The following is a 21,569-nucleotide window of genomic DNA, read 5'->3' on the forward strand; positions in this document are numbered from 1 at the left end:
TATAAAAGTTCCGCCGCCGGGCGGCGGGGTTTGCCGCCGCTCATGAACGGCGGCGGGCGGCAAAGCGGCCGTGCCGTCCATCGTCTGCACGGCGGCTTGCGCCGCGCGCAAACGCAAAGAAAACCTCGCGTGGGCTTGGCGAATCCCCGGCATATTTCCGCAAGCGGTCTGTTTAAGGTCTGTTGACACGCAACATTGCGGCGGCTTTTTCGTCAAAATCCGGCATCTGCTGCGTTAAAAATGCTCGCAAGGTAGTCAACCTTACTGCGCTTTTTGCCTTGCACCTGCCGTTTTTGCCACAAAGTCCGCTGCGCAAGTCGAATGTCAGCAGACCCTAAGGCGGCCCCATGTCCTCCTTGCTTTATCCTTTATTGCGTCAGTGGTTGCCGTTCGGTTCGTCGGTGCCGGGGCTGTGGTGCGGGTTGCGGCGGCGGTTGCGGTGGTTTTCCGGCTTGCCGCGCGGCTGGCGGTCGCTGCGGCGGTTGCCGCTGCGCGTAAGGCGTTCGGCTTTTTGTTCGTTGAGCGCCTGCAAGGCTTCTTCGCTCGGCGGCACGACGTCGGCAAGCAGGTCTTCGTCCAGCGGCAGGGTCGGGATTTTGCCGTGAATGTAGTGTTCGATTTCCGGCAGGGAGTACACGTATTCTTCGCAGGCAAAGCTGATGGCGGTGCCGGAGGCACCGGCGCGCGCGGTGCGGCCGATGCGGTGTACATAATCTTCGGCGACTTGCGGCAGGTCGTAGTTGAAGACGTGGGTGATGTCGGGGATGTGCAGGCCGCGCGCAGCGACGTCGGTGGCAACGACGATGTTGATCGCGCCGCTCTGGAAGTCCTTGATGATTTTTTCGCGTTTTTTCTGCGGGATGTCGCCGGAGAGGGCGGCGTTAGGGTAGCCGTTCGCTTCCAGCACGATGGAGAGGCGTTCGAGGTCGCGCTTGGTGTTGAGGAAGATCATGCTGCGCGCCGGTTTTTCTTTGTTCAGGATGCCGATGAGCAGCGGCGTTTTTTCGTGCTTGGCGGTGTGGTAAAGACGCTGCTCGATGTTGTCGGCGGTGCCGTGTGCGCTGTCGATGCTGACGGTGTCCGGCGCGTTGAAGTATTCGTAGGCGAGTTCGCGCACTTTTTCCGCCATCGTCGCCGAGAAGAGGAGGTTGAGGCGTTCGTGCGCGGGCGGCATTTGCCGCAGCAGGTAGCGCACATCATCGATGAAGCCGAGGTCGAACATGCGGTCGGCTTCGTCCAGCACGCAGACTTCGATGTTTTTCAGGCGGATGCTTTTCTGTTTGTAGAGGTCGATGATGCGCCCCGGCGTGCCGATGATGATGTCGATGGGGGCGTTGTCGAGCAGGTTTTTCTGGTGTTCGATGTTGACACCGCCGTAGATGGCGAGGCTGTTCAGGCCGGTGTAAGCACCGATCTGGTCGGCGTCTTTCTTGATTTGCACGGCGAGTTCGCGCGTCGGCGCGAGCACGATCGCCCACGGGCCTTTGGCTTTGGGGTGGACGGGGTTGGTGAGCAGGTAGTGGTAGAGCGAGATGAGGAAGGCGGCGGTTTTGCCGGTACCGGTTTGCGCCAGCCCCATGACATCGTGCCCACTGAGGGTCAGTGGCAGGGTTCTTTCCTGTATCGGCGTGGTGTGGGTGAGGTGGTTGTCTTCCAGCGCTTCCTGGATGGCCTCGTGGATGGGCAGGCTGCTGAACGTGGTAGCGGTGGTGTGGTTTTCTGCCATGTGGTGTCCTTGTTTTTGGAAGGATTTTCGTAACGGAAAATTATACTGTTTTTTCATGTAGCGGTCATTTGCCCGCCCCGCCGGGCTTTTTGCGCGCGGGGTTTTGTGCCTCTGTTATACTGCCGCGCCAATTCCCTTTTCTTTTTTTCAGCCGGACTGCATTCATGAAAAAGCTGGTGTTTTTCGTTGTGTTGCCTCTGCTGGTGCAGGCGTGTGCCCTGCGTAGCGAGCAGGGGCTGTATGAGGTCAAGATGATGGCGGGCGATGTGCTTTATGCCAAAAATTCACCCAAGTTGGACGGTAAGGGTTTTTATCGTTTCCGCGATGTGAACGGGCGCGATTATAAGGTGAAGAGCAATCTTGTTCTTTATATCAAGCCCGCCAGGTTCAAGCGTTAAAGGAGTGTTTTGTGTCGGTTACCAGGGTTCCCCTCAGTTGCGAGTTTTTCCCGACGGCGACGCCGGAAGGGGCAGAGAAGCTGGCAGCAGTGCGCTGCGATTTGGCAGTATTTCAGTTTGAGTATTTTTCGGTAACGTATGGGGCAGGCGGCAGTACGCGTGACCGCACCATGAATCTGGTGGCCAGGATGTGCGCCGAGAATGGTCCGCCGGTGATGCCGCATTTGACCTGCGTCGCTTCAACGGAAGCGGAAATCCGCACCCTGCTCGATGATTATCAGGCACTGGGCATTAACCGCCTGATGGCATTGCGTGGCGATATGCCTTCCGGTGCATTTGAAAATGCCGGTTTTACGACGGCCACCCAGCTGGTGTCATACGTCCGCCAACTGTGGGGCGAGAACGCGCGCATTTGCGTTGCCGCCTACCCTGAGGTGCATCCGCGTGCGCGTACGCCCGCCGAGGATTTGCATGCTTTCCGCGAAAAGGTGATGGCTGGTGCGACCGACGCCGTCACCCAGTATTTTTACAACGCCGACGCCTATCTGCGTTTCCGTGACGATGTGCAGGCGTTGGGCGTCGAAATCCCACTGGTGCCGGGCATCATGCCGATCAGCAATTACGTGCAACTAAGCCGCTTCTCCGACGCCTGCGGGGCGGAAATCCCGCGCTGGCTGCGTAAACGTCTGGAAGCCTTGCAGGATGACATTCCCGCCCTCTGTGATTTTGGCGCAGACATAGTCGCTCAGATGTGTGAACGGCTGATTGGCGAAGGTGTGCCGGCGCTGCATTTTTACAGTATGAACCGCGCCGACCTTATTCACGAAATCTGCACCCGCCTGGGCTGGCACTGATGGCCGCATCGCTCGGCAGATCGTCCGCCGTCTTCGCCGTAATGACGCTTGCTTCACGCGTCCTCGGTCTGCTGCGCGATATGCTGGTGGCGCGTTACTTCGACGCCGTGGTCACGGATGCCTTCTACGCCGCGCTGCGCATCCCCAACACCCTGCGCCGCTTCTTCGCCGAAGGCAGCTTTGCCAACGCCTTTGTTCCCGTCTTCTCGGCGACGCGCACCGAGCACCCCGAAGAACTGAAAGACCTGCTGCGCCACACCAGCGGCACCCTGCTTGGCATCCTGCTGGCGGTAACGGCACTCGGCGTCCTCTTCTCCTCGACCGTCATTGCCCTGGTCGCCAGCGGCTTGAGCGAACGGCCCGACCAATACCTGCTGGCGAGCGACATGCTGCGCCTTATGTTCCCCTACATCCTGCTCATCTCGCTTACCGCAATGGCGGGCGGCGTCCTCAACACCTTCGGTCAGTTTGGCATCCCGGCGCTAACCCCCGTCCTCCTGAACATCACCCTCATCGCCGCCTGCCTGTGGCGACACTACCACGCTACCCCAACGCACGGCCTCTACGGCATGGAGCTCGCCTGGGCGGTGCTTATTGGCGGCATCGCCCAGCTTGCCCTGCAACTGCCCTTCCTGTGGAAATGCGGCATGCTGCTGCGCCCGCGCTGGGGCTGGCGGCACAGCGGTGTGCGCCGCATCCTCAAACTGATGCTGCCGACCCTCTTCGGCTCATCGGTCGGCCAGCTCACCGTGCTGATCAACACCTACCTTGCCTCCTGGCTCGTCACCGGCAGCATTTCCTGGCTGTACTACTCCGACCGCCTCGTCGAACTGCCTGTCGGTCTCATCGGCGTCGCCCTCGGCACCGTCATCCTGCCGCGCCTCAGTGCCCTGCGCGCTGCCGCCAACGACGCCCAATTCGCCCTCACCCTTGACTGGGCCCTGCGCTGGGGCTTTCTTGTCGGCAGCGCCGCTGCCGTTGGTCTCATCGCCCTTGCCCCTGCCATCATCTCCAGCCTGCTCTACGGCGGCCGTTTTGACGCCCACTACGTCGAAATGACCACCCTCAGCCTGCGCGCCTATGGCATCGGTGCCCTCTTTCACATCATGGTGAAAGTCCTCGCCCCCGCCTTCTACGCCCGCCACGACACCAAAACGCCGGTTAAAGCCGGCATCAGCGCCATGCTGCTGAACATCCTCTGCGCCCTCATCCTCAGCGGCCCCTACAAACACGTCGGCCTGGCGGCAGCAAGCAGCATCGCCGCACTGGCCAACATGGCCCTGCTCGCCTGGTACCTCTACCGTGCGGGCGTCAGCCTGAAAAGCGGCGCCTGGGGCTTCGCCCTGCGCGTCCTCATGGCCAACGCCGCCCTTGCCTCCATCCTCTACACCCTGCAAGGCGACCCCGCCGCCTGGCTGGACAAAACCGCCTTCCTGCGCCTGCGCGACCTCCTCCTGCTCATCGGCATCGGCATACTCGGCTACACCGCCGCCCTGCTCGCGCTCGGCCTGCGCTGGCGGCAACTCAAACTGGGCTGACCCAACCCAAGGAACGACACCATGCAACACCCCCTGCTCACCGCCTTCCTCACCGCCCTGCTCGCCCTGCCCCTGCACGCCAAACCGGCCAAACCCGCCGTCAAAGCCAAAACCGCAGACACCGCCGCGCCCGCGCAAACCGGCACCGCCGACCTCATGGGCAAAACCATCCTCGACATTGACATACGCGGCATTGACAACATCCAGCAACACGACAACGCCAAAACCTACCTCACCCTGGAAAAATCCGTCGGCGAAAAAATCGACCAACCCGACTACATCCAGTACCTCATCGAAAACGGCCGCGAAGAAATCCGCCGCTCCCAACAACCCTTCGGTTACTACAACAGCGAAGTGGACGCGCACGTTCAGGACGAAGGCGACGGCCTGCGCATCACCTACACCGTGCACCAGAACCGGGTCACCCAACTGAGCAAGGTCAACGTACAAATCACCGGAGAAGCGGCGCAGGACGAAGCCTTCCGGGAAGTACTCGCCGACAACCCCTTAAAACAGGGCGGCGCCCTCAACCACGAAACCTACGAAACCTACAAAGCGCGGCTCGCGGCGCTCGCCAGCGCGCGCGGCTACTTCGACGCCGAATTCCGCGAACACAACGTCCAGGTCAACCCGGCGGACAACACCGCCGAAGTCAACCTCATCCTCGACAGCGGTATGCGCTACACCTTCGAAGCGGTTGACTTCAACGACACCCCGCTTGACCCCGACCTGCTGCAACGCTTCGTCCAGTTCAAACCCGGCCAGCCCTACCTGTCTTCCGACGTCGCCACCCTGCAACAAGACCTGCAAGGCAGCGGCTACTTCGCCGAAGCCCTCGTGGGCGACGAACCCAACCGCACCACCAAAACCGTCCCCGTCAACGCCCAACTCACCATGGACGAAAACAAACACTACGTCCTCGGCGTCGGCTACTCCACCGACGGCGGCGTGCGCGGCAAAGTCGAATTCGACCGCCGCTGGGTGAACAGCCGGGGGCACCAGTTCAGCAGCAAACTCTACGCCTCCAAGAAAAACAGCAGCCTTGACACCCTCTACCGCATCCCCGCGCAAAACCCCACCAGCGACTACTACTACTTCCGCCTGGGCGGGCACATCAAAACCGACAACTACGACAGCCGCAAACTCTTCGGCGAAGGCGGCTACAACTTCCGCCTCGGCGACTGGGAGCACCGCTACGGCCTCGTCGCCGCCTGGGAAAAATACAAAATCGGCCAGACAGACGGCAAAACCCTGCTCGTTTACCCGCAAGGCCAGTGGACCTACACCTCGACCAAAAACCGCCTGAACCCCAAAGACGGCTACCAGTTCCGCTTCGGCCTGCTCGCCGCCGGCAAAGCCCTGCTCTCGGACGCTAACCTTGTCCAGGGCAACATCGACGCGCGCTACCTGCAAAGCATCGGCGAAAAACAGCGCCTCATTGCCCGCGCCGGCCTCGGCGCCAGCTGGACGGACAACTTTGACCGCATCCCGCCCAGCCTGCGCTACTTCGCAGGCGGCGACCGCAGCATCCGTGGCTATGCCTTCGAAAACATCGGCGCCCGCGATAGCGAAGGCAACAACATCGGCGGGCGCTACCTCGGCGTGGGCAGCCTCGAATACGAATACTACTTCAAGCCCGACTGGGCGGTAGCAGCCTTCGTGGACGGCGGCGACGCCTGGGTGGATGACTTCAAAATACGCGTCGGGGCGGGCGCGGGCGTACACTGGCAATCGCCCGTCGGCCCCATCAAAGTGGACGTCGGGCACGGCTTCGACAAACAATACGGCGACAACATCCGCCTGCACATCAGCATTGGCGCCGAACTCGACCTCTGACCACCACCGCGCGGCAGCGTGAACAACCGCCAGGCGGACAACCACAGCCTTCCCCCGCTTGCGAAGCCCGGAAGGGGAAACCCCGCCAAGCAGGATGACTGCGGACTTTCCCGCTTGCACAAGACAAAAACCCCTCTCCCGTGTGGGAGGATTTGGGGAGAGGGTGGCAAATTAAATCCGCGAAGCGACACCAACCGCGAAGCGGGATAAACATCGGCTTCCCGCCTGCCTTCAAATTCCGCCAAGCGGCACAACCGCGCACCTACCCGCCACAACCAGGAGAAACCCGCCATGACCACCGCCCAACTCATCGAAAGCGAACACGGCCAGACCGTGCGCCTGCCCGAAGAATACCGCTTCGCCGGGCACGAAGTCCGCATCCGCCGCGAAGGCAACCAGGTCATCCTCGAACCCCTCAGCGACGGCTGGGCATGGCTGGACGACCTGACCCCGTTTGATGACGACTTCATTGCCGCCGTCGAGGCTCTGCAACAAGAGCAGCGGGAACATCCGCAAGAACGCGACTTTGGGGACACCTTCAAATGAAATACTTGCTGGATACCAATAGCGTCATTGCCTTGAACAAGCGCCATCCCGAACTGACCGCACGCTTGCGACAAAGCCCACCCGAACAATTTGCCCTATCAAGCATCGTGCTAATGGAACTCTACTATGGTGCTTATAAAAGTATGAAAACGACGGAAAACCTGCGCAATATAGAAAAACTACCTTTCCCCGTCCTTCCTTTTACCGCCGAAGATGCGCAACGAGCAGGCCGTATCCGCACCGAACTCGAACGACTCGGCACACCTATCGGTAACTTCGACTTGCTGATTGCCGCGCAAACTCTCAGCCATCGCCTCACCCTTATCACCCACAACGTGCGCGAATTCTCACGCATCGCCGGACTGCAATGGGAAGACTGGCTGCACGACTGAAACCCCGCTCACACACAAGGACTGCCATGAAAAAAACCGCCCTCTGCCTGCTCGCCCTCCTCGCCGCCACCGCCCACGCCCTCAGTGAAGCGGAAGCAGAAGCCGAACTGACAGCCGCCGACACCGCCTGCGAACAGCGTGACTACAGCACCGCCTGCCAAAAATACGAACAACTGGCGCAAGCGGGCGATGCCGAAGCGCAATTTAAACTTGCCCGGATGTATCGCAAAGGACAGGGCGTCGTCCAGGATGGTGGCAAAGCCCTGATGTGGTACGAAAAATCCGCTGCACAAGGCGACGCTGCGGCACAAACCGCCCTGGGCGTGGCGTACTTCGCGGGGCGGGGTGTTGCCGGGGACTACGGTAAAGCGCGGGCATGGCTGGAAAAATCCGCCGCCCAAAACTTCCAAGCGGCGAAAGACGCGCTGAAAAGACTCGACAGCGGCAACCCGCTATAACCGCCCCGCGAGACCTGCCCACCCCCAACCAACCGCACACCCGCCATGACCACCACCCCGACCACCGCCGAGCAAGCCCCCATCCCTGCGCCGCGCCGCCCCCGCCGCTGGTGTCGCCTTATCAAGCGCACCCTGCTGACCCTGCTCACCCTCCTCCTCCTCACCCTCGCGCTCGCCTACTGGCTGCTCGGCACCTCCAGCGGCTACCGCCAACTGCCCAAACTTATCAACCGCTTCACCCCCTACACCCTCAGCTACGACCAGCTCGACGGCACCCTGCTCGGCAGCCAGCGCTGGCAGAACCTGCACCTCAGCGGCGGCGGCCTCGACATCCGCGCCGCCGAACTGCACCTCGACCTGCGCGCGGGCGAGTTGCTGCGCGGCAACATCCACCTGGCAGAAGTCGCCCTGAGCGACGCCGGCATCACCCTGCCGCCGGCGCGCGACACCGCAAAAAACGACGAAGCGGCGGGCATCCCCGCCCGACTGCCCGCCATCGACCTGCCCGTTACCCTCAACCTCGACCGCCTCAACCTCGCCAACATCACCATTCAGCAAGCCAACAAACCCCTGCTGCACATCGAGACCGCCGAACTTGCCGCCGCCTACCGCGACAGCACCCTCACCACGCGCGGCAGCGCCCGTACCGACAAAGGCAGCTTCGACCTCGACGCCACCCTCACCACCCGCGACGACTACCCGCTCACCCTCAAACTCGGCGGCGACACCCCGCTCACCACCCCGCCGCAAACCCTCGCCCTCGACTGGCAACAAAGCCTGCTCAAGCCCCGCCTCAGCCTCACCCTCGGCGGCACGGCGGCGGGCGGCATCGACCTTGACGGCAATATCGACCTCGCAAACCGCCGCCTGCACGGCACCCTCGCCTGGCACGGCCTCGCCTACGGGGAACACCGCAGCGACGGCAGCCTCACCCTCGGCGGCAACTTCGACGCCCTGCACGCCACCCTCGACGCCGCCTACAACCACCCCGACGCCCCGCCCGCGCACCTCACCCTCGACACCGACATCCACGGCGTTGCCCTGAAAAACACCCGCCTCAACCTCGCCGCCCTCGGCGGCAGCGTCGCATACAGCGGCGACGCCGATTTCAGCGGCAGCCCCGCCTGGCACGGCACCCTCAGCATCCGCGACATCGACAGCAGAAAATACAACACCAACCTCGACCTGCAACTCGACGGCGACATCACCACCCACGGCGGCGACGGCCGCGCCGCCCTCACCATCGAAAACCTCAAAGGCCGCTGGCAAAACCACCCCGTCAGCGGCGGCGGCAGCCTCGACTACCAAAACCGCCGCCTCGACATCCGCGCCCTGCAACTCACCCTTGCCGGCAACAGCCTGCGCGCCAACGGCAGCGCCGCGCCGGAGCGCGCCGACCTCGACCTCGACCTCAGCGCGCCCGCCCTCGAACGCCTCGTGCCCATCATCGCAGGCGACATCAAGGCGCGCGTCCACCTCGGCGGCAACCTCCTCGCCCCGACCCTCGACGGCGAGCTCAACTGGCAAAACCTCACCGTCGGCGACAAACAGCGCCCCATCACCGCCGCCAAACAGGGCAGCGCCCGCTTCACCGGCCCCTACAACCGCCTCGCCGTCAGCATCAGCGGCGACGCGCGCGGCAGACACTACCCGCCGCTCACCCTCAAAGGCACCGCCACCCTCGACCCGCTGCACCGCGTCGAAAACATCGACTTCGCCATCCGCAGCCTGCAAGGCAACCTCCACCTCACCGGCAGCGCCGACTACCTGCCGCACGTCGCCTGGGACGCCCGCGCGACTGCCGACAACCTGCACCCCGGCGACTGGCCGCTGCTCAAAGCCCTGCAAAACAGCAGCATCAGCGCCGAACTCGCGAGCAAAGGCGGCTACCGCGACCACAAAACCACCCTCACCGCCAGCATCACCAAACTGCGCGGCAACTGGCGCAAACAGCCGCTCAGCGGCAACGCCGCCATCACACTCGACGGCACAAACCTCGACCTCACCGCCCTCGACCTGCGCCTCGGCGACAACCACCTCACCGCCGGCGGCAAACTGCACGGCGACACCCTCGACCTCGACTACACCGCCGACGCCGGACAACTCGCCGCCTTCTACCCCGGCCTCGGCGGCAGCCTCAGCGGCAAAGGCAAACTCGGCGGCAGCCTGAAAACCCCCACCATCCGGAGCCAACTCAGCGGCAAAAACCTCGCCTGGGGCGCGCACAAAATCGCCAGCCTGCACGCCGACCTCGACACCGCGCACAAACCCGGCGGCAGCTACCGCAACGACATCCGGCTCGGCGGCGTACAAACGGGCGGCCAGCGCTGGCAGAGCATCCAGCTCACCACCGACGGCACCTACCAAAACCACCGCCTCAACCTCGCGACCACCGGCGGCGAAGCCAACCTCAAACTCGCCATGCAGGGCGGCTTCAGCGCTGCCGACCAATGGCGCGGCGACCTCAGCACCCTCGAACTCGCCGCCTACGACAACACCCTGCGCCTGCAACAGCGCGCCGCCCTGCAACTCGGCGCGAAAAACCTCGCCGTGCGCGACCTCTGCCTCGCCGACCAATACAGCAGCCTCTGCCTCGACCTCAAACACGACAAACAAACCGAACTCGCCTACCGCATCCGCGAAATCAACCCGAAAAGCCTCGGCAAACACCTGCCGGCCAGCGTCTCGCTCAACACCGTCCTCACCGGCAACGGCAACCTCACCCGCAGCGCCAGTGGCCAAATCCGGGGCGATGCCGACCTGCAACTCAAACCCGGCAACATCACCATCCGCGCCAAAGGCCAGCCGCCGCTCAACCTGCCGCTCAAAACCGCGCGCCTTGCCACCCGCTTCACCGACAAACAGGCCGAGAGCACCCTCGCCATCGACATGGGCGACAACGGCCAAATCAACGGCCACGCCCGCATCAGCGACTACCGCCGGCAAAACCTGAGCGGCGACATCAGCCTCAACCTGCCCGACATCGGCAAATACCGCGCCTTCATCCCCAAAGCGAGCGAACTCAAAGGCCGCGTCAGCGGCACCCTCAACCTCGGCGGCACCGTCCGCGCCCCGGTCGCGAGCGGCAGCCTGCAACTCGACGGCGGCAGCCTGAAAATCCCCGAATACGCCACCGAACTCAACAACATCCGCCTCAAACTCAGCGCCGCGCGCAGCGGGCAAATCGACATCAACGGCAACATCGGCACCCCGGACGGCAACCTCGACACCACGGGCAGCCTCAACCTCGCCCCCACCCGCCTCGACCTGCGCCTGAACGGGCGCAACATGCTGATTGCGAACAGCAAAAAAATGCAGATCACCATCAGCCCGGACTTCAAAATCCGCATCGACCCCACAGACGGCATCGACGTGCAGGGCAAAATCCACGTCCCCAAAGCCAACATCTCCATCCCCGACACCAGCAGCGGTGTGGACATCTCTGAAGACGTCGTCGTGCTTGGGGAAGGCGAAAGCAAAGAAGACGCCGCCAAAAAACGCCTGGCGGCCGCGCCGCCCGTGCCCTTCAAGGCGGACATCGCCGTGACCCTGGGCGACAAGGTGTACTTCAAAAGCAAAGACATCGACATCCGCCTGAAAGGCGGCATCACCATCAGCGAGCGCCCGAAACGCCCGCTCACCGCCAAAGGCACCATCGAAGTCGCGAGCGGCATCTACCAGCTCTACGGCCAGGAACTCGACATCAAGCACGGCCGCGCCACCTACAGTGGCGGCAGCATCGCCAACCCCACCATCGACATCCTCGCCCTGCGCAACATCGACAACAAAGACATCCAGGTCGGCGCCGCCATCACCGGCCAATTGGACCGCCTGCGCCTGAAACTCACCTCCACCCCGAAAATGCCGGATTCCGCCATCCTCTCCTACCTCCTCTTCGGCAAATCGCCGGACGGCACCATGGACAACGAAGCGCTCCTGCAAACCGCCGCCAGCCTGTCGCTGGGCGGCATCCTGCCCGGCGGCGGCATCGGCAAACAGACGGGGCTGGATGTGTTCGACCTCGGCGTCAGCGGCCTCAAAGCGGGCAAATACCTCACCGCCGACATCTACGTCGGCATGAAAAGCAACTTCTTCACCGGCGCGACCCAATTCATCGCCCGCTACCAGATCAACAAACGCTTCAGCGTTGAAGCCAGCGCGGGCGCAGGCGGCAAAGACGGCGGCAACGGCAACGCCATCGACTTCCTCTACGAATTTGAAAAAGACTGAACCGCCCGCAGGCGGGGCATACCGCCTGCCACACCCCCGCCACAGAAAAACAAACACCCCCTTGCCCTACAATGATCCCACATCCCAACCGGGAAGCCTCAATGACCGACATCATCGCCCTGTTACAGCCACACCTTCCCGCCGACGTACTCACGCAAATCCGCGCCACGGCGCGCCCCTCCGTCTCTTACCATCTGCGCGTGGCCGATGATTTGCCGCTCACCGCTTCACGCGTCGGCGGCATCGGTTACTGGCCGCAAGATCAATCCTGCCCCGTCAATGCCGCAGGGCGGCCGCTGGCGCTTTTGGCGCAAATTAACCTCGACGAACTGCCCAATGGCGCGGCGCAGGCGCTCGCTCTGCCGCCGCACGGCATTCTCGCTTTCTATATTGATGCTTACGACGATGTGCTGGGGCAGGATTTCGACGACCTGCGCAACAGCAGCGGCTACCGCTGTGTTTATTTCGCCGACACCGCCGTCCCGTCGCTGGATCGCACGGCGCAGCAGGCGCTGTTCGACCAAGTGCAGGGGGAAGAGTGGTATCACCCCGCCGCCGCCGAATACGCCATGCACTTCGCCCCGCCCGCGCCGCACTACCTCCTCAGCGAAACCGCCGATTTTGCCGCGCTCTACGACCTGGAATACGGACAATGGCTGAACCGCTGCGACAGCGATGTGATCAACGCCGCCTTCGCGCAACAGGGCACGAGCCATCTCGACGGTCACGCCTTTTTCACCCAGACCGACCCGCGTTTCTATCACAGCGGCCTCGCCGCTTCCGTCCTCCTCTTCCAGCTTGATTCCTGCGTCGGCGAAGGGGTGGAGGTGTGCTGGGGCGACATCGGCGTCGGCGCCTTCTTTATCGACCCGGACGACCTCACCGCCCGCCGCTTCGCGCGCGCCTGGTACAACTGGGACTGCGGCTAGCAAGCCATGTTTACCCTGAGCACCCTCCTCCCCCTGCTCGCCGTCGGCGCGCTGGCCCTCGGCACCGCCAGCCTCGCGCCGCTGGGTGTGAAAACCGCGCACTGCCTGCCCGATAGCGCCCTGCAACGCGCCCTCGGCCTCTATCTCCTCATCATTGCCGCCCATATGCTGTGGAAAGTGCATCCCCACCTCTAACCCCCAACCCCAGGAGTCCATCATGACGACTACGACAACCTCCGGCGAACACATCCGCTACGACAACGGTACATGGCACGTCCCCAATCACCCGCGCATCGGCTGCATCGCCGGCGACGGCATCGGCCCGGAAATCATGCAGGCGGCGCGGCGTGTCTGGGAGGCCGCCGTTGCCTGCGCCTACGGCGACACCCGCCGCATCCACTGGGTCGAACTGCCGCTCGGCGAAGCCGCCTACGCCCAAACCGGCAGCTACTATCCGGACAGCACCCGCGATGCCCTGCGCGAACTGCGCATCGCCATCAAAGGCCCCTTTACCACCCCCGTCGGCGGCGGTTTCCGCTCGCTCAACGTCAGCCTGCGGCAGACGCTCGACCTCTACGCCTGCGTCCGTCCCGTGCGCCACTACCCCGGCGTGCCTTCGCCGATGCTGCGCCCGCAAGAAGTGGATGTGGTCATCTACCGCGAAAACACCGAAGACGTCTATGCGGGCATCGAATACGCCACGGGTAGCGCCGAAAACCAGAAGCTCGCCGACTTCCTGCGCCACGAATTCGGCGCGCACTTCTTCGAGGGCGCGGGGCTCGGCATCAAGCCCATCTCCGCATTTGCCAGCAAACGCCTGGTGCGCATGGCCATCGAACACGCCATCGCCCACAAGCGCAAAAGCGTAACCCTGGTGCACAAGGGCAACATCATGAAATACACCGAAGGCGCCTTCCGCACCTGGGGCTACGAAGTGGCGCGCGACGAATTCCCGGCGCAGACCATCAGCGAAAAAGACGTGGAGGAAAAACACGGCGGCGTGGTGCCTGACGGCAAAATCGTCATCAAAGACCGCATCGCGGACGCCATGTTCCAGCAAATGCTGCTGCGCCCGGCGGAATACGATGTCATCGCCACCCCGAACCTCAACGGCGACTACCTCTCGGACGCCCTCGCCGCCCAGGTGGGTGGCATCGGCATCGCGCCGGGGGCGAACATCGGCGCGGGGCTGGCCATCTTTGAGGCCACCCACGGCAGCGCACCGAAACACGCCGGGAAAAACCGCGTCAACCCCAGCTCGCTGCTGCTCTCCGGGGTGATGATGCTGGAATACCTCGGCTGGCAGGAAGCCGCCGACATCATCAACCGCGCCTTTACGGCGGTGATTGCCGCCAAAACCGTCACCTACGACTTCGCCCGCCTGATGAAAGGCGCAACCGAAGTCTCGACCAGCGGCTTCGCCGACGCGCTGATTGCAAACATCAACGGCTAAACAGCCCGCTTGGGCGGCAAAAAGGCAGACCGTGAGGTCTGCCTTTTTTGTGGCGGTGGTTGCCGCGTATGAATCAACCGACCACCGGCGGCAGCCATCCCGCCTGCACGAAGAAGGGGATGATGGCGACGATGATGCCGATGATGAGGGCGACGATAAGCGCGATGTCGCCGCCCGGCACGCGGTAGGGCAGGTGCGGGTGGCGGCGGCGCGCTTTCCAGACGAGGCCGACCGGCAGCACCACCGCGAAGAAGGCGAACATTTGCCCGGCATAACTCAGCGCGGCGATGAAGTCGGGGTAGAAGTAGGCGAACAGCACCGGCGGCAGGAAGGTGATGGCACCCAGCAGGAAGCGGCCTGCCTTGATGTTCAGCCCCTTGCGCAGCATGTCTTCGACGCAGTCGAAGAGGCCCAGCGCCACGCCGAGGAAGGAGGTAATGAGGGCGAGGGCGGAGAAGATTTGCACGGCACCGGCGATGATGTTGCTGCCGGTGATTTGCCGGCTGGCTTCGATCAGGCCGTAGAGGGTCGGGTTTTCTTTGAGGATTTCGGTGAACCGGGCCTGGCTCAGCACACCGTGGGTGGAAAGCTGCCACAGGATATAGACGCACAGGGTGATGGCCGAGCCGCCGATGATGGCGATGCGCAGCGCGCGCACGTCGCCTTCGAGGTATTTGTTCAGCGAGGGGATGGAGCCGTGGAAGCCGTAGGAAGTGAAGAAAATGGGCGCAGCCGAGATGATCAGGGCGTTATCCAGCGGCATTGCGGTGAGGTTATGCAGGCTTGCTTTCGGGAACATCACGCACATGACGACGACGAGCGCCAGCAGCATGGCGAAGAAGTGCAGGCGGTTGAAACCGTCCACCGCCTTGGTGCTGATGATGACGAAGGAGCCGAAGAAGACAGTGAAGATGCCGATGAAGATTTTCAGCGTGGTCTCGGGCGAGATTCCGGCGAAGATGACCGGCCGGCTGTCGAGTTCCAGGGCATGGATGGCACTGACGATGTTGCCGCCGCCCTGTATCCGGAAGGGGACGGAAGCCGCCAGTCTGGCAAAAATGCCGGAATCGCCGACCAGCCCGGAGTTTTGCGTCGCCTGCATCAGGATTTCACCGCCGCCGCTGATGTAGGCGGAGAGCAGGGCGTAGAGGAAGATGAACATCACGGTGGTGGCGATGATGCGTCCGGCGTGGCCGTAGTAGAGGGCAGCGAGGGTGCCAATGCCGGCGTCGCTTTCCGTCGTCTGGTACACCTCGACGAAGAGCAGCGCGCTGTATGTGAGCAGCGCCCACAGGGAAAGCAGCAGGACGACGGTGAAGGTGAAGCCGATGCCCGCCGAGGTCAGCGGCATGGCCAGCATCCCGGCACCAATCATGGTGCCGGATACCAGCAGGGCGGTGCCCAGTGTCTTGTTCACGATAAAGCTCCTGAATGTTGATGCTTTGGGGTGGTCACGCGGAATGGATACATCCACAGCAAGGCGCGGCGTGATCCGGCGCACCGGCCCGGATTCCGGCTTGTGGCTTTCGCCAGTACCCTTGTCGCGAGCGGTCAGACCGCATAAGAAGGCATGCCTGCATAGCCACAGCCCGCTTTCTGGTACTTCTACAACAGGCGCAGGTGCACGGTTTGCCCGTTGGCGACGGCCTGTTGCAGCACGGGTTCGAGCTTCTCGATGTCGTCCAGCACGTCTTCCAGGGCGCAGGCTTCATCGGCTTCGTCGAAGCCGCCGGGGTGGGCGGTGTAATGCGCGCGCAGGGCGCGGATGCTGCGCAAAAGCCCTTGCGGGTCGTGCCATTCGGGTTCGACACGGCTGCGATCCGCGCGCATTTCATCCGCCAGCGCGTTCATCTCTTCGGCATGGCCGTTTTCTGCGATGAAGTCGGCAAGGCTGGCGGCAAATTCGTCGCTGTCGAGAAAATCATCCATATCCTCAACCATTTCGCTGCCATCGACAAACTCGCTGATGCGGGTGACGCCCAATGCGTCGCATTGGTCGTCCAGGGTTTCTTCGGCGAAGAAGAGGCCGGGCAGGTCTTCTTCCACGGCGGTTTCGTTACCGTCGCTGTCGCGCAGGATCAGCCAGAGGGTCATCATGGGGCGGGTTCTCCGGTGCGGTGCTGGATGCGCCCGCACGTTGCCGTGCAGGCGGCGGGGTTATTTGTGGTACTGCGTCATGAACACGCCGTCGGCGGGGATGGGCAGCCATTTTTGGTAGTAATCGCGCAGGTTCTGCGCGGGGTCAACGTCCTTGAAGGCGTCCGGGTAGAGCTGCTTGGCGATGTACTGGGCATAGACGTAGTCGGAAAGGGTGCGCGCGCCGCCGTGGTAGATGGCGAAGACGTCGCCTTTTTGCACGGCGGGCAGATCTGCCCAGCCGGGGCGTTTGAGATAGGCGGCGATGCGTTCGTTCACGGTTTTGTCGTTGGCACCGAAGCCGACCGCCACCGCCTGCGGCTTGTTCAACCATTCGGAACCGGCAAGGAAGATGAGGTCGGGCGCTTCGCTGATGATGTATTCGGGACTGAGCGGGCCGTAGCTGCCGATTTGCCCTTTGGCGATGTTCTGCCCGCCGAGCTGGGTGATGAGCGCGCCCCACATGCCGTCGCCGTAGCTGTTGCCGAAGGTGTCCGCGCCGTTTTGCGCGAGTTCGACGTACACCTTTTTCGACGACGGCTTCAGCGGCGCGATGCGTTTTTCGATGTCGGCGAAGGCGTTCTTGTAGTTGTCTGCCAGCTCTTTGGCGCGCGCTTCCTGGCCGAGCAGGGTGCCGAGGGCGAGGGTGGAGGTTACGTGTTTTTCCACGGTCTGCGCGTTGTAATCGAGGACGACGTAAGGGATGCCCGCATCATCCAGCTGTTTGACCGATTCGCCGAGGGCGTCGTAGTTCCAGGCACCGAGGATGACGAGGTCGGGGTTGGCGGCGATAATTTTTTCGATGGAGAAGGTGCCGTCTTCGGTGTTGCCGATGTCGGGGATGTCTTTCAGCTTCGGCAGGGCTTTTTCATAAAGCGCATATTGCTGCGGCCGCCAGTCTTTCCAGGTGGAGAGCGCCAGTGCCACGACTTTGTCGATGGCGTCCTTGCCGCCGACGGCAAGGTAGTCTTCGTAATAGAAGCCGAGAACGACGCGTTCGGGCGCCTTGGGGATGGTCACGGTGCGGCCTTTCACGTCAATGGCGGTGAGGTCGGCGTGGGCGGTCATGGCGCTCAGGGTCAGCGCGGCGGCGAGAAGCAGTTTCTTCATGGGGAACCTTTTGTTTGCAAGGGGGAAAATGGGCACGGGTGTGCATTTGTGATTATAGGGTAACAGCCGCATGGATGCGATTGTTTCTTATCCGGTTCCCCATGTCAGCTTGCGGCGAAACGGCTATAATTTCCACAAATTTCACCAACACAAGGAGCTCATCATGCCCAGCGGTCTCGCCTCCCAGTTTAGCGGCAGCACCATCTTCATTATCGTGCTGATCATCCTCGCTTTCTGGTTCGGCCGTCGTGCCATCCAGATTGTCGATCAGGGCACGGAGCGCACTGTGCTGCGTCTCGGCCGCTACAACCGCACCCTCGAACCCGGTTTCCACTTCATCGTGCCGCTGTGGGAAAGCGCCGACCGCAAGGTGAACATGAAAGAAACGGTGCTGGATGTGCCGCGTCAGGAAGTCATCACCAAAGACAACGCGCAGGTCACGGTGGACGGCATCGTCTTCTTCCAGATAACGAACGCCGCCAAAGCCTGCTATTCGGTGGATGATCTCGAACTCGCCATCCTCAACCTCGCCACCACCAACCTGCGCACCGTCGCCGGCTCGATGACCCTCGACGACCTGCAATCGCAGCGCGACGCCATCAACGTCCGCCTGCTCGCCATCATTGATGACGCCACCGATCCCTGGGGCGTGAAAGTGACCCGCGTCGAAATCAAGGACATCACCCCGCCCGCCGACCTCGTGGACGCGATGGCACGGCAGAAAAAGGCCGAACAAATCAAGCGCGCGCAAATCCTCGAAGCCGAAGGCCACCGCCAGGCGGAAATCCTGCGCGCCGAAGGCCTGAAACAGGCGCAGGTGCTTGAAGCCGAAGGGCGCAAAGAAGCCGCCTTCCTCGAAGCCGAGGCGCGCGAGCGGCAGGCGCAGGCCGAAGCGCGGGCGACGGACATGGTCTCCAAAGCCATCGCCGAAGGCGGCACCAATGCCATCAACTACTTCGTCGCCCAGGAATACGTGCGCGCGCTGGCCAAATTCGCCGAAAGCGAGCAGCAAAAAACCGTCTTCATGCCGATGGAAGCGAGCGGCATCATCGGCGCCCTCGGCGGCATCGCCGAAATGTTCAAACAGGGTAAAAACGAACAGACACCGGGCAAACATGCATGAAACGGCCGGTGCTGGGCCTGTTCCTCCCCCTCAGCCTGATGGCGGCGGCAGAAACCCCGCTGGAAGCGGCAAAAGCCGCGTTTGACCGGGGGGATGCGGCAGAAGCCGCGCGCATCTACACCGCACTTGCCGCAGACGGCGACGGCAAAGCGCAATACAACCTGGCCGTCCTCTACCTGGAAGGCGCGGGTGTCGCCGCCGACCGCGACAAGGCCCGCGCGCTGCTGCGACAGGCCGCCGCCCAGCGCCTGCCCGAAGCCGCATACCACCTCGGCCGCATCACCCTCTACGGCACGGACGGCGTCATCACCTACGACGCCCCGGAAATGCAGCGATACAACAGCCCGTCGCCGCCCGTGCGCATCTACGCCATCAGCCTCATCCGCCGCGCCGCTGCACAAGACCTGCTGCCCGCCATCGAAGAACTGGCCGCCATCTATGACCAGGGCATCGGCATCCCCGCCGACAGCCGCCGGGCCGCCTACTGGTATCGCCGCGCCGCCGCAAAAGGCAGCACCGCCGCACAAAACACCCTCGCCTATCACTACCTGCGCGGGGACGGTGTCGTGCGCAACTGCCCCGTCGCCCGGCAACTGCTCGCACAGGCCGCCGCCGGCGGTGACTGGGCGGCAAGCGGCGAACTGTCCGCCTTGTACCGCAGCGGCGAGTGCGTCGCAAAAAGCCCGGTGCAGGCGGAAATCTGGCAGAAAAAAGCCCGCGACACCTACCTGCGCGCCACCCACGGACAAGGACAATGACCCCAATCCCGCCCGACAACCCGACAAACCGCGACCGTTGGTATTACAGCCGCTTGCTGGGTGGGGCGGCACTCGTCCTCATCAGCACCACCACCTTCGCCCTCTACCTCTACAACCCCGGCCTCTTCCGCCGCGACACCACCCAAACCATCAACATCCCCATCACCGACCTGCCCGTCCGGGCGGCAGAAACTGCACACGATGACGATGACGCCCCCATCCGCCGCTGGCAAGAGCAAGCGGTGCAGGGCAACGCCGAAGCGCAGTACCGCCTCGGCCTCGAATACCTGAACTCCCCCTACCCCGTGCAACGGCGCGCCGGGCTGACCTGGCTGCGCGAAGCCGCCGGCCAGCACCACCTCTCCGCCGAAGAAACCCTGATGAACTACCTCTGGGACAAAAACCGCAGCGAGGCCGAACACTGGCTGCAACAGGCGGCGGAAGAAGGCTCGCGCGACGCCCAGACCGCCCTGGCGGAAAGCCTGACCCCGCCCGAACCCGCCGACAAGACAGACAAACAGCCATGAACACCCGCCTCGACCTTGACGCCGCCCCCATCACCGTCCGCCACGCCGACCTCGCCCGCCTCCTCACCCCCTACCCGCCAAACGACGCCGCTTGGGAAACCGCCATCATGCGCGTTGAAGACGGCATCTCGCCGCTGCGCGACACCCTGCACGACAGCGACACCCTCACCGTCAGCGGCAGACTCCCGCTCGGCGACCTGCCGAAGGATGCCGGCGGCAGCATCGGCAGCGCAACCCTGGAAACCGCCTACGCCGTCCTCGCGGGCTACCGCTACAAAAGCGAACTGCCGCCGCTGCCGGAAAGCGCCGCCTACGCCGCCGAAATCCTGCTCCTGCGCGAATGGATGCACCACCTCGGCTACCGCCGGATTGCCCCATGAACACCCGCCCGCCCTGGCTCGACTGGGCCACCGAACTGCAAAGCCTCGCCCAGGCGGGGCTCGCGTACAGCAAAGACCCCTTTGACATTGAACGCTTCACCCGCATCCGCGCCATCGCCGCCGATATCCTGCACCACCACACAGACCTGCCCGCCGCCAAAATCCGCGACCTCTTCTGCAACGAAACCGGCTACCAGACCCCGAAACTGGGCGTGCGCGCCGCCATCATCAACGACGCCGCCCAAATCCTCCTTGTACAAGAAAACGACGGCCAATGGGCGCTGCCGGGCGGCTGGGCGGATATCAACCACAGCATCGGCGAAAACGCCGCCAAAGAAACCAAAGAAGAAACCGGGCTGGACGTTATCCCCGAACGCCTCATCGCCGTGCAGGACTACGCCAGACACCACCCGCGCCCGCATGCCCACACCATCTGCAACATCCACATCCTCTGCCGCGCGACGGGCGGTGCCTTCCGCGCCAACAACGAAACCCTTGCCAGCGCCTGGTTCGGCGAAGGCGACCTGCCGCCGCTGGACGAAAGCAAAACCACCGCTGCGCACATCGCCCTCTGCTATGCCGCCTGGCGTGATCCCCACTGGCAACCGCCCTTTGACTGACCCAACCACAAGGAAAATCCCATGTTTGAACCCGCATACTGGAACTGGCTCATCCTCACCGGCGTCTTCATGCTCATTGAAGTGCTGACCGTCTCCTTCTTCTTCCTCTTCTGGGGCTTCGCCGCGCTTGCCCTCGTCATCATCACCTTCGCCGCCCCCGGCCTCGACTGGCACTGGCAGGGCGGCATCTTCGCCGTGCTCTCACTCATCGCCATCCTGCTCTGGCGGCAACTGGCGCGGCGCTGGCAGGGCAACAAAAACGACGCCGCCTCGCTGCTCAACAAACGCGGCGCGCTGTACATCGGGCGCGAATACACCCTCGACACCCCGGTGGAAAACGGCTACGGCAAACTGAAAATCGGCGACAGCCTGTGGACCATCAGCGGCGAAAACCTGCCCGCCGGCAGCACCATCATCATCACCGCCGCCGAAGACAACCGCCTGCACTACCGCAAAAAACAAGCGCCCAACCCGTAGCGCGCGCCCTGCCCCACCGCCCGCATCATGCGCAGTGGGTTGAAACCGCCCCGCATCACGAACACTCGCGCGCTTTCC

Annotated in this window: 21 protein-coding genes; 17 read left to right on the plus strand and 4 right to left on the minus strand. The window is 63.2% G+C overall.

Annotated features, from left to right (window positions below):
- Positions 1-376: 376 nt before the first annotated feature.
- The gene (locus Q0562_RS02190; protein ID WP_298640566.1) at positions 377-1,726 is read right to left on the minus strand and encodes a DEAD/DEAH box helicase; all 1,350 of its coding nucleotides are present in this window, start codon (positions 1,724-1,726) and stop codon (positions 377-379) included.
- A gap of 164 nt (positions 1,727-1,890) precedes the next feature.
- Between Q0562_RS02190 and Q0562_RS02195 the strand changes: the two genes are divergently transcribed.
- The 11 genes from Q0562_RS02195 (at position 1,891) to icd (ending at position 14,360) form a co-directional block, all read left to right on the plus strand.
- Positions 1,891-2,124 (plus strand): hypothetical protein, encoded by a 234-nt coding sequence (locus Q0562_RS02195; RefSeq protein WP_298640569.1) that lies wholly within the window; start codon positions 1,891-1,893, stop codon positions 2,122-2,124.
- 11 nt (positions 2,125-2,135) lie between these two features.
- Positions 2,136-2,978, plus strand: a complete 843-nt coding sequence (metF, locus tag Q0562_RS02200) for a methylenetetrahydrofolate reductase [NAD(P)H] (protein ID WP_298640572.1) — start codon at positions 2,136-2,138, stop codon at positions 2,976-2,978.
- On the plus strand, positions 2,978-4,516 hold the full coding sequence (gene murJ / locus Q0562_RS02205; protein WP_298640574.1) for a murein biosynthesis integral membrane protein MurJ: 1,539 nt from the start codon (positions 2,978-2,980) through the stop codon (positions 4,514-4,516). The genes metF and murJ overlap by 1 nt, the downstream gene beginning before the upstream one ends.
- 21 nt (positions 4,517-4,537) lie before the next feature.
- Positions 4,538-6,352, plus strand: a complete 1,815-nt coding sequence (locus Q0562_RS02210) for an autotransporter assembly complex family protein (RefSeq protein WP_298640577.1) — start codon at positions 4,538-4,540, stop codon at positions 6,350-6,352.
- A 291-nt stretch (positions 6,353-6,643) separates the two neighbouring features.
- Positions 6,644-6,898, plus strand: a complete 255-nt coding sequence (locus Q0562_RS02215; RefSeq protein WP_298640580.1) for a hypothetical protein — start codon at positions 6,644-6,646, stop codon at positions 6,896-6,898.
- Entirely contained in the window at positions 6,895-7,290 is a 396-nt protein-coding gene (locus tag Q0562_RS02220) for a type II toxin-antitoxin system VapC family toxin (protein WP_298640583.1), read from the plus strand. Before Q0562_RS02215 ends, Q0562_RS02220 begins: the two co-directional genes overlap by 4 nt.
- Positions 7,291-7,316: 26 nt before the next feature.
- Positions 7,317-7,748 (plus strand): tetratricopeptide repeat protein, encoded by a 432-nt coding sequence (locus Q0562_RS02225; protein ID WP_298640587.1) that lies wholly within the window; start codon positions 7,317-7,319, stop codon positions 7,746-7,748.
- Positions 7,749-7,793: 45 nt separating this feature from the next.
- The gene (locus tag Q0562_RS02230; RefSeq protein ID WP_298640590.1) at positions 7,794-11,978 is read left to right on the plus strand and encodes a translocation/assembly module TamB domain-containing protein; all 4,185 of its coding nucleotides are present in this window, start codon (positions 7,794-7,796) and stop codon (positions 11,976-11,978) included.
- A 101-nt stretch (positions 11,979-12,079) separates the two neighbouring features.
- The gene (locus Q0562_RS02235) at positions 12,080-12,907 is read left to right on the plus strand and encodes a DUF1963 domain-containing protein (RefSeq protein ID WP_298640593.1); all 828 of its coding nucleotides are present in this window, start codon (positions 12,080-12,082) and stop codon (positions 12,905-12,907) included.
- Between the two features lie 6 nt (positions 12,908-12,913).
- Entirely contained in the window at positions 12,914-13,102 is a 189-nt protein-coding gene (locus Q0562_RS02240) for a hypothetical protein (protein WP_298640595.1), read from the plus strand.
- 22 nt (positions 13,103-13,124) lie between these two features.
- Positions 13,125-14,360, plus strand: a complete 1,236-nt coding sequence (gene icd, locus Q0562_RS02245) for an isocitrate dehydrogenase (NADP(+)) (protein WP_298640598.1) — start codon at positions 13,125-13,127, stop codon at positions 14,358-14,360.
- A gap of 73 nt (positions 14,361-14,433) precedes the next feature.
- Here icd and Q0562_RS02250 read toward each other — a convergent pair whose 3' ends face one another.
- The 3 genes from Q0562_RS02250 to Q0562_RS02260 all read right to left on the minus strand — a co-directional run bounded on the left by Q0562_RS02250 (position 14,434) and on the right by Q0562_RS02260 (position 17,606).
- Complete coding sequence (locus Q0562_RS02250; protein ID WP_298640600.1) at positions 14,434-15,777, minus strand: aromatic amino acid transport family protein; 1,344 nt, start codon at positions 15,775-15,777, stop codon at positions 14,434-14,436.
- Between the two features lie 188 nt (positions 15,778-15,965).
- Positions 15,966-16,457: a hypothetical protein gene (locus Q0562_RS02255; protein ID WP_298640603.1), complete on the minus strand. Its 492-nt coding sequence runs from the start codon at positions 16,455-16,457 to the stop codon at positions 15,966-15,968.
- A 60-nt stretch (positions 16,458-16,517) separates the two neighbouring features.
- Positions 16,518-17,606 carry an ABC transporter substrate-binding protein gene (locus tag Q0562_RS02260; RefSeq protein WP_298640604.1) on the minus strand — a complete coding sequence of 363 codons (1,089 nt, stop codon included), beginning with the start codon at positions 17,604-17,606 and terminating at the stop codon, positions 16,518-16,520.
- Between the two features lie 163 nt (positions 17,607-17,769).
- On the opposite strand from Q0562_RS02260, the gene Q0562_RS02265 reads away from it, so the two are divergent.
- The 6 genes from Q0562_RS02265 to Q0562_RS02290 are packed head-to-tail and all read left to right on the plus strand — an operon-like array spanning position 17,770 to position 21,491.
- Positions 17,770-18,729, plus strand: a complete 960-nt coding sequence (locus Q0562_RS02265; RefSeq protein WP_298640607.1) for an SPFH domain-containing protein — start codon at positions 17,770-17,772, stop codon at positions 18,727-18,729.
- The gene (locus Q0562_RS02270; protein WP_298640609.1) at positions 18,726-19,487 is read left to right on the plus strand and encodes a hypothetical protein; all 762 of its coding nucleotides are present in this window, start codon (positions 18,726-18,728) and stop codon (positions 19,485-19,487) included. The genes Q0562_RS02265 and Q0562_RS02270 overlap by 4 nt, the downstream gene beginning before the upstream one ends.
- Entirely contained in the window at positions 19,484-20,014 is a 531-nt protein-coding gene (locus Q0562_RS02275; RefSeq protein ID WP_298640612.1) for a hypothetical protein, read from the plus strand. Before Q0562_RS02270 ends, Q0562_RS02275 begins: the two co-directional genes overlap by 4 nt.
- Positions 20,011-20,394, plus strand: coding sequence for a hypothetical protein (locus Q0562_RS02280; protein ID WP_298640615.1), 384 nt, complete (start codon positions 20,011-20,013; stop codon positions 20,392-20,394). Before Q0562_RS02275 ends, Q0562_RS02280 begins: the two co-directional genes overlap by 4 nt.
- Positions 20,391-21,014, plus strand: coding sequence for an NUDIX hydrolase (locus Q0562_RS02285; RefSeq protein ID WP_298640618.1), 624 nt, complete (start codon positions 20,391-20,393; stop codon positions 21,012-21,014). The genes Q0562_RS02280 and Q0562_RS02285 overlap by 4 nt, the downstream gene beginning before the upstream one ends.
- A 21-nt stretch (positions 21,015-21,035) precedes the next feature.
- The gene (locus Q0562_RS02290; RefSeq protein WP_298640621.1) at positions 21,036-21,491 is read left to right on the plus strand and encodes an NfeD family protein; all 456 of its coding nucleotides are present in this window, start codon (positions 21,036-21,038) and stop codon (positions 21,489-21,491) included.
- The last annotated feature ends 78 nt before the right edge of the window (positions 21,492-21,569 follow it).

It is taken from the genome of uncultured Cardiobacterium sp., assembly GCF_938028825.1.
Lineage (GTDB): Bacteria > Pseudomonadota > Gammaproteobacteria > Cardiobacteriales > Cardiobacteriaceae > Cardiobacterium.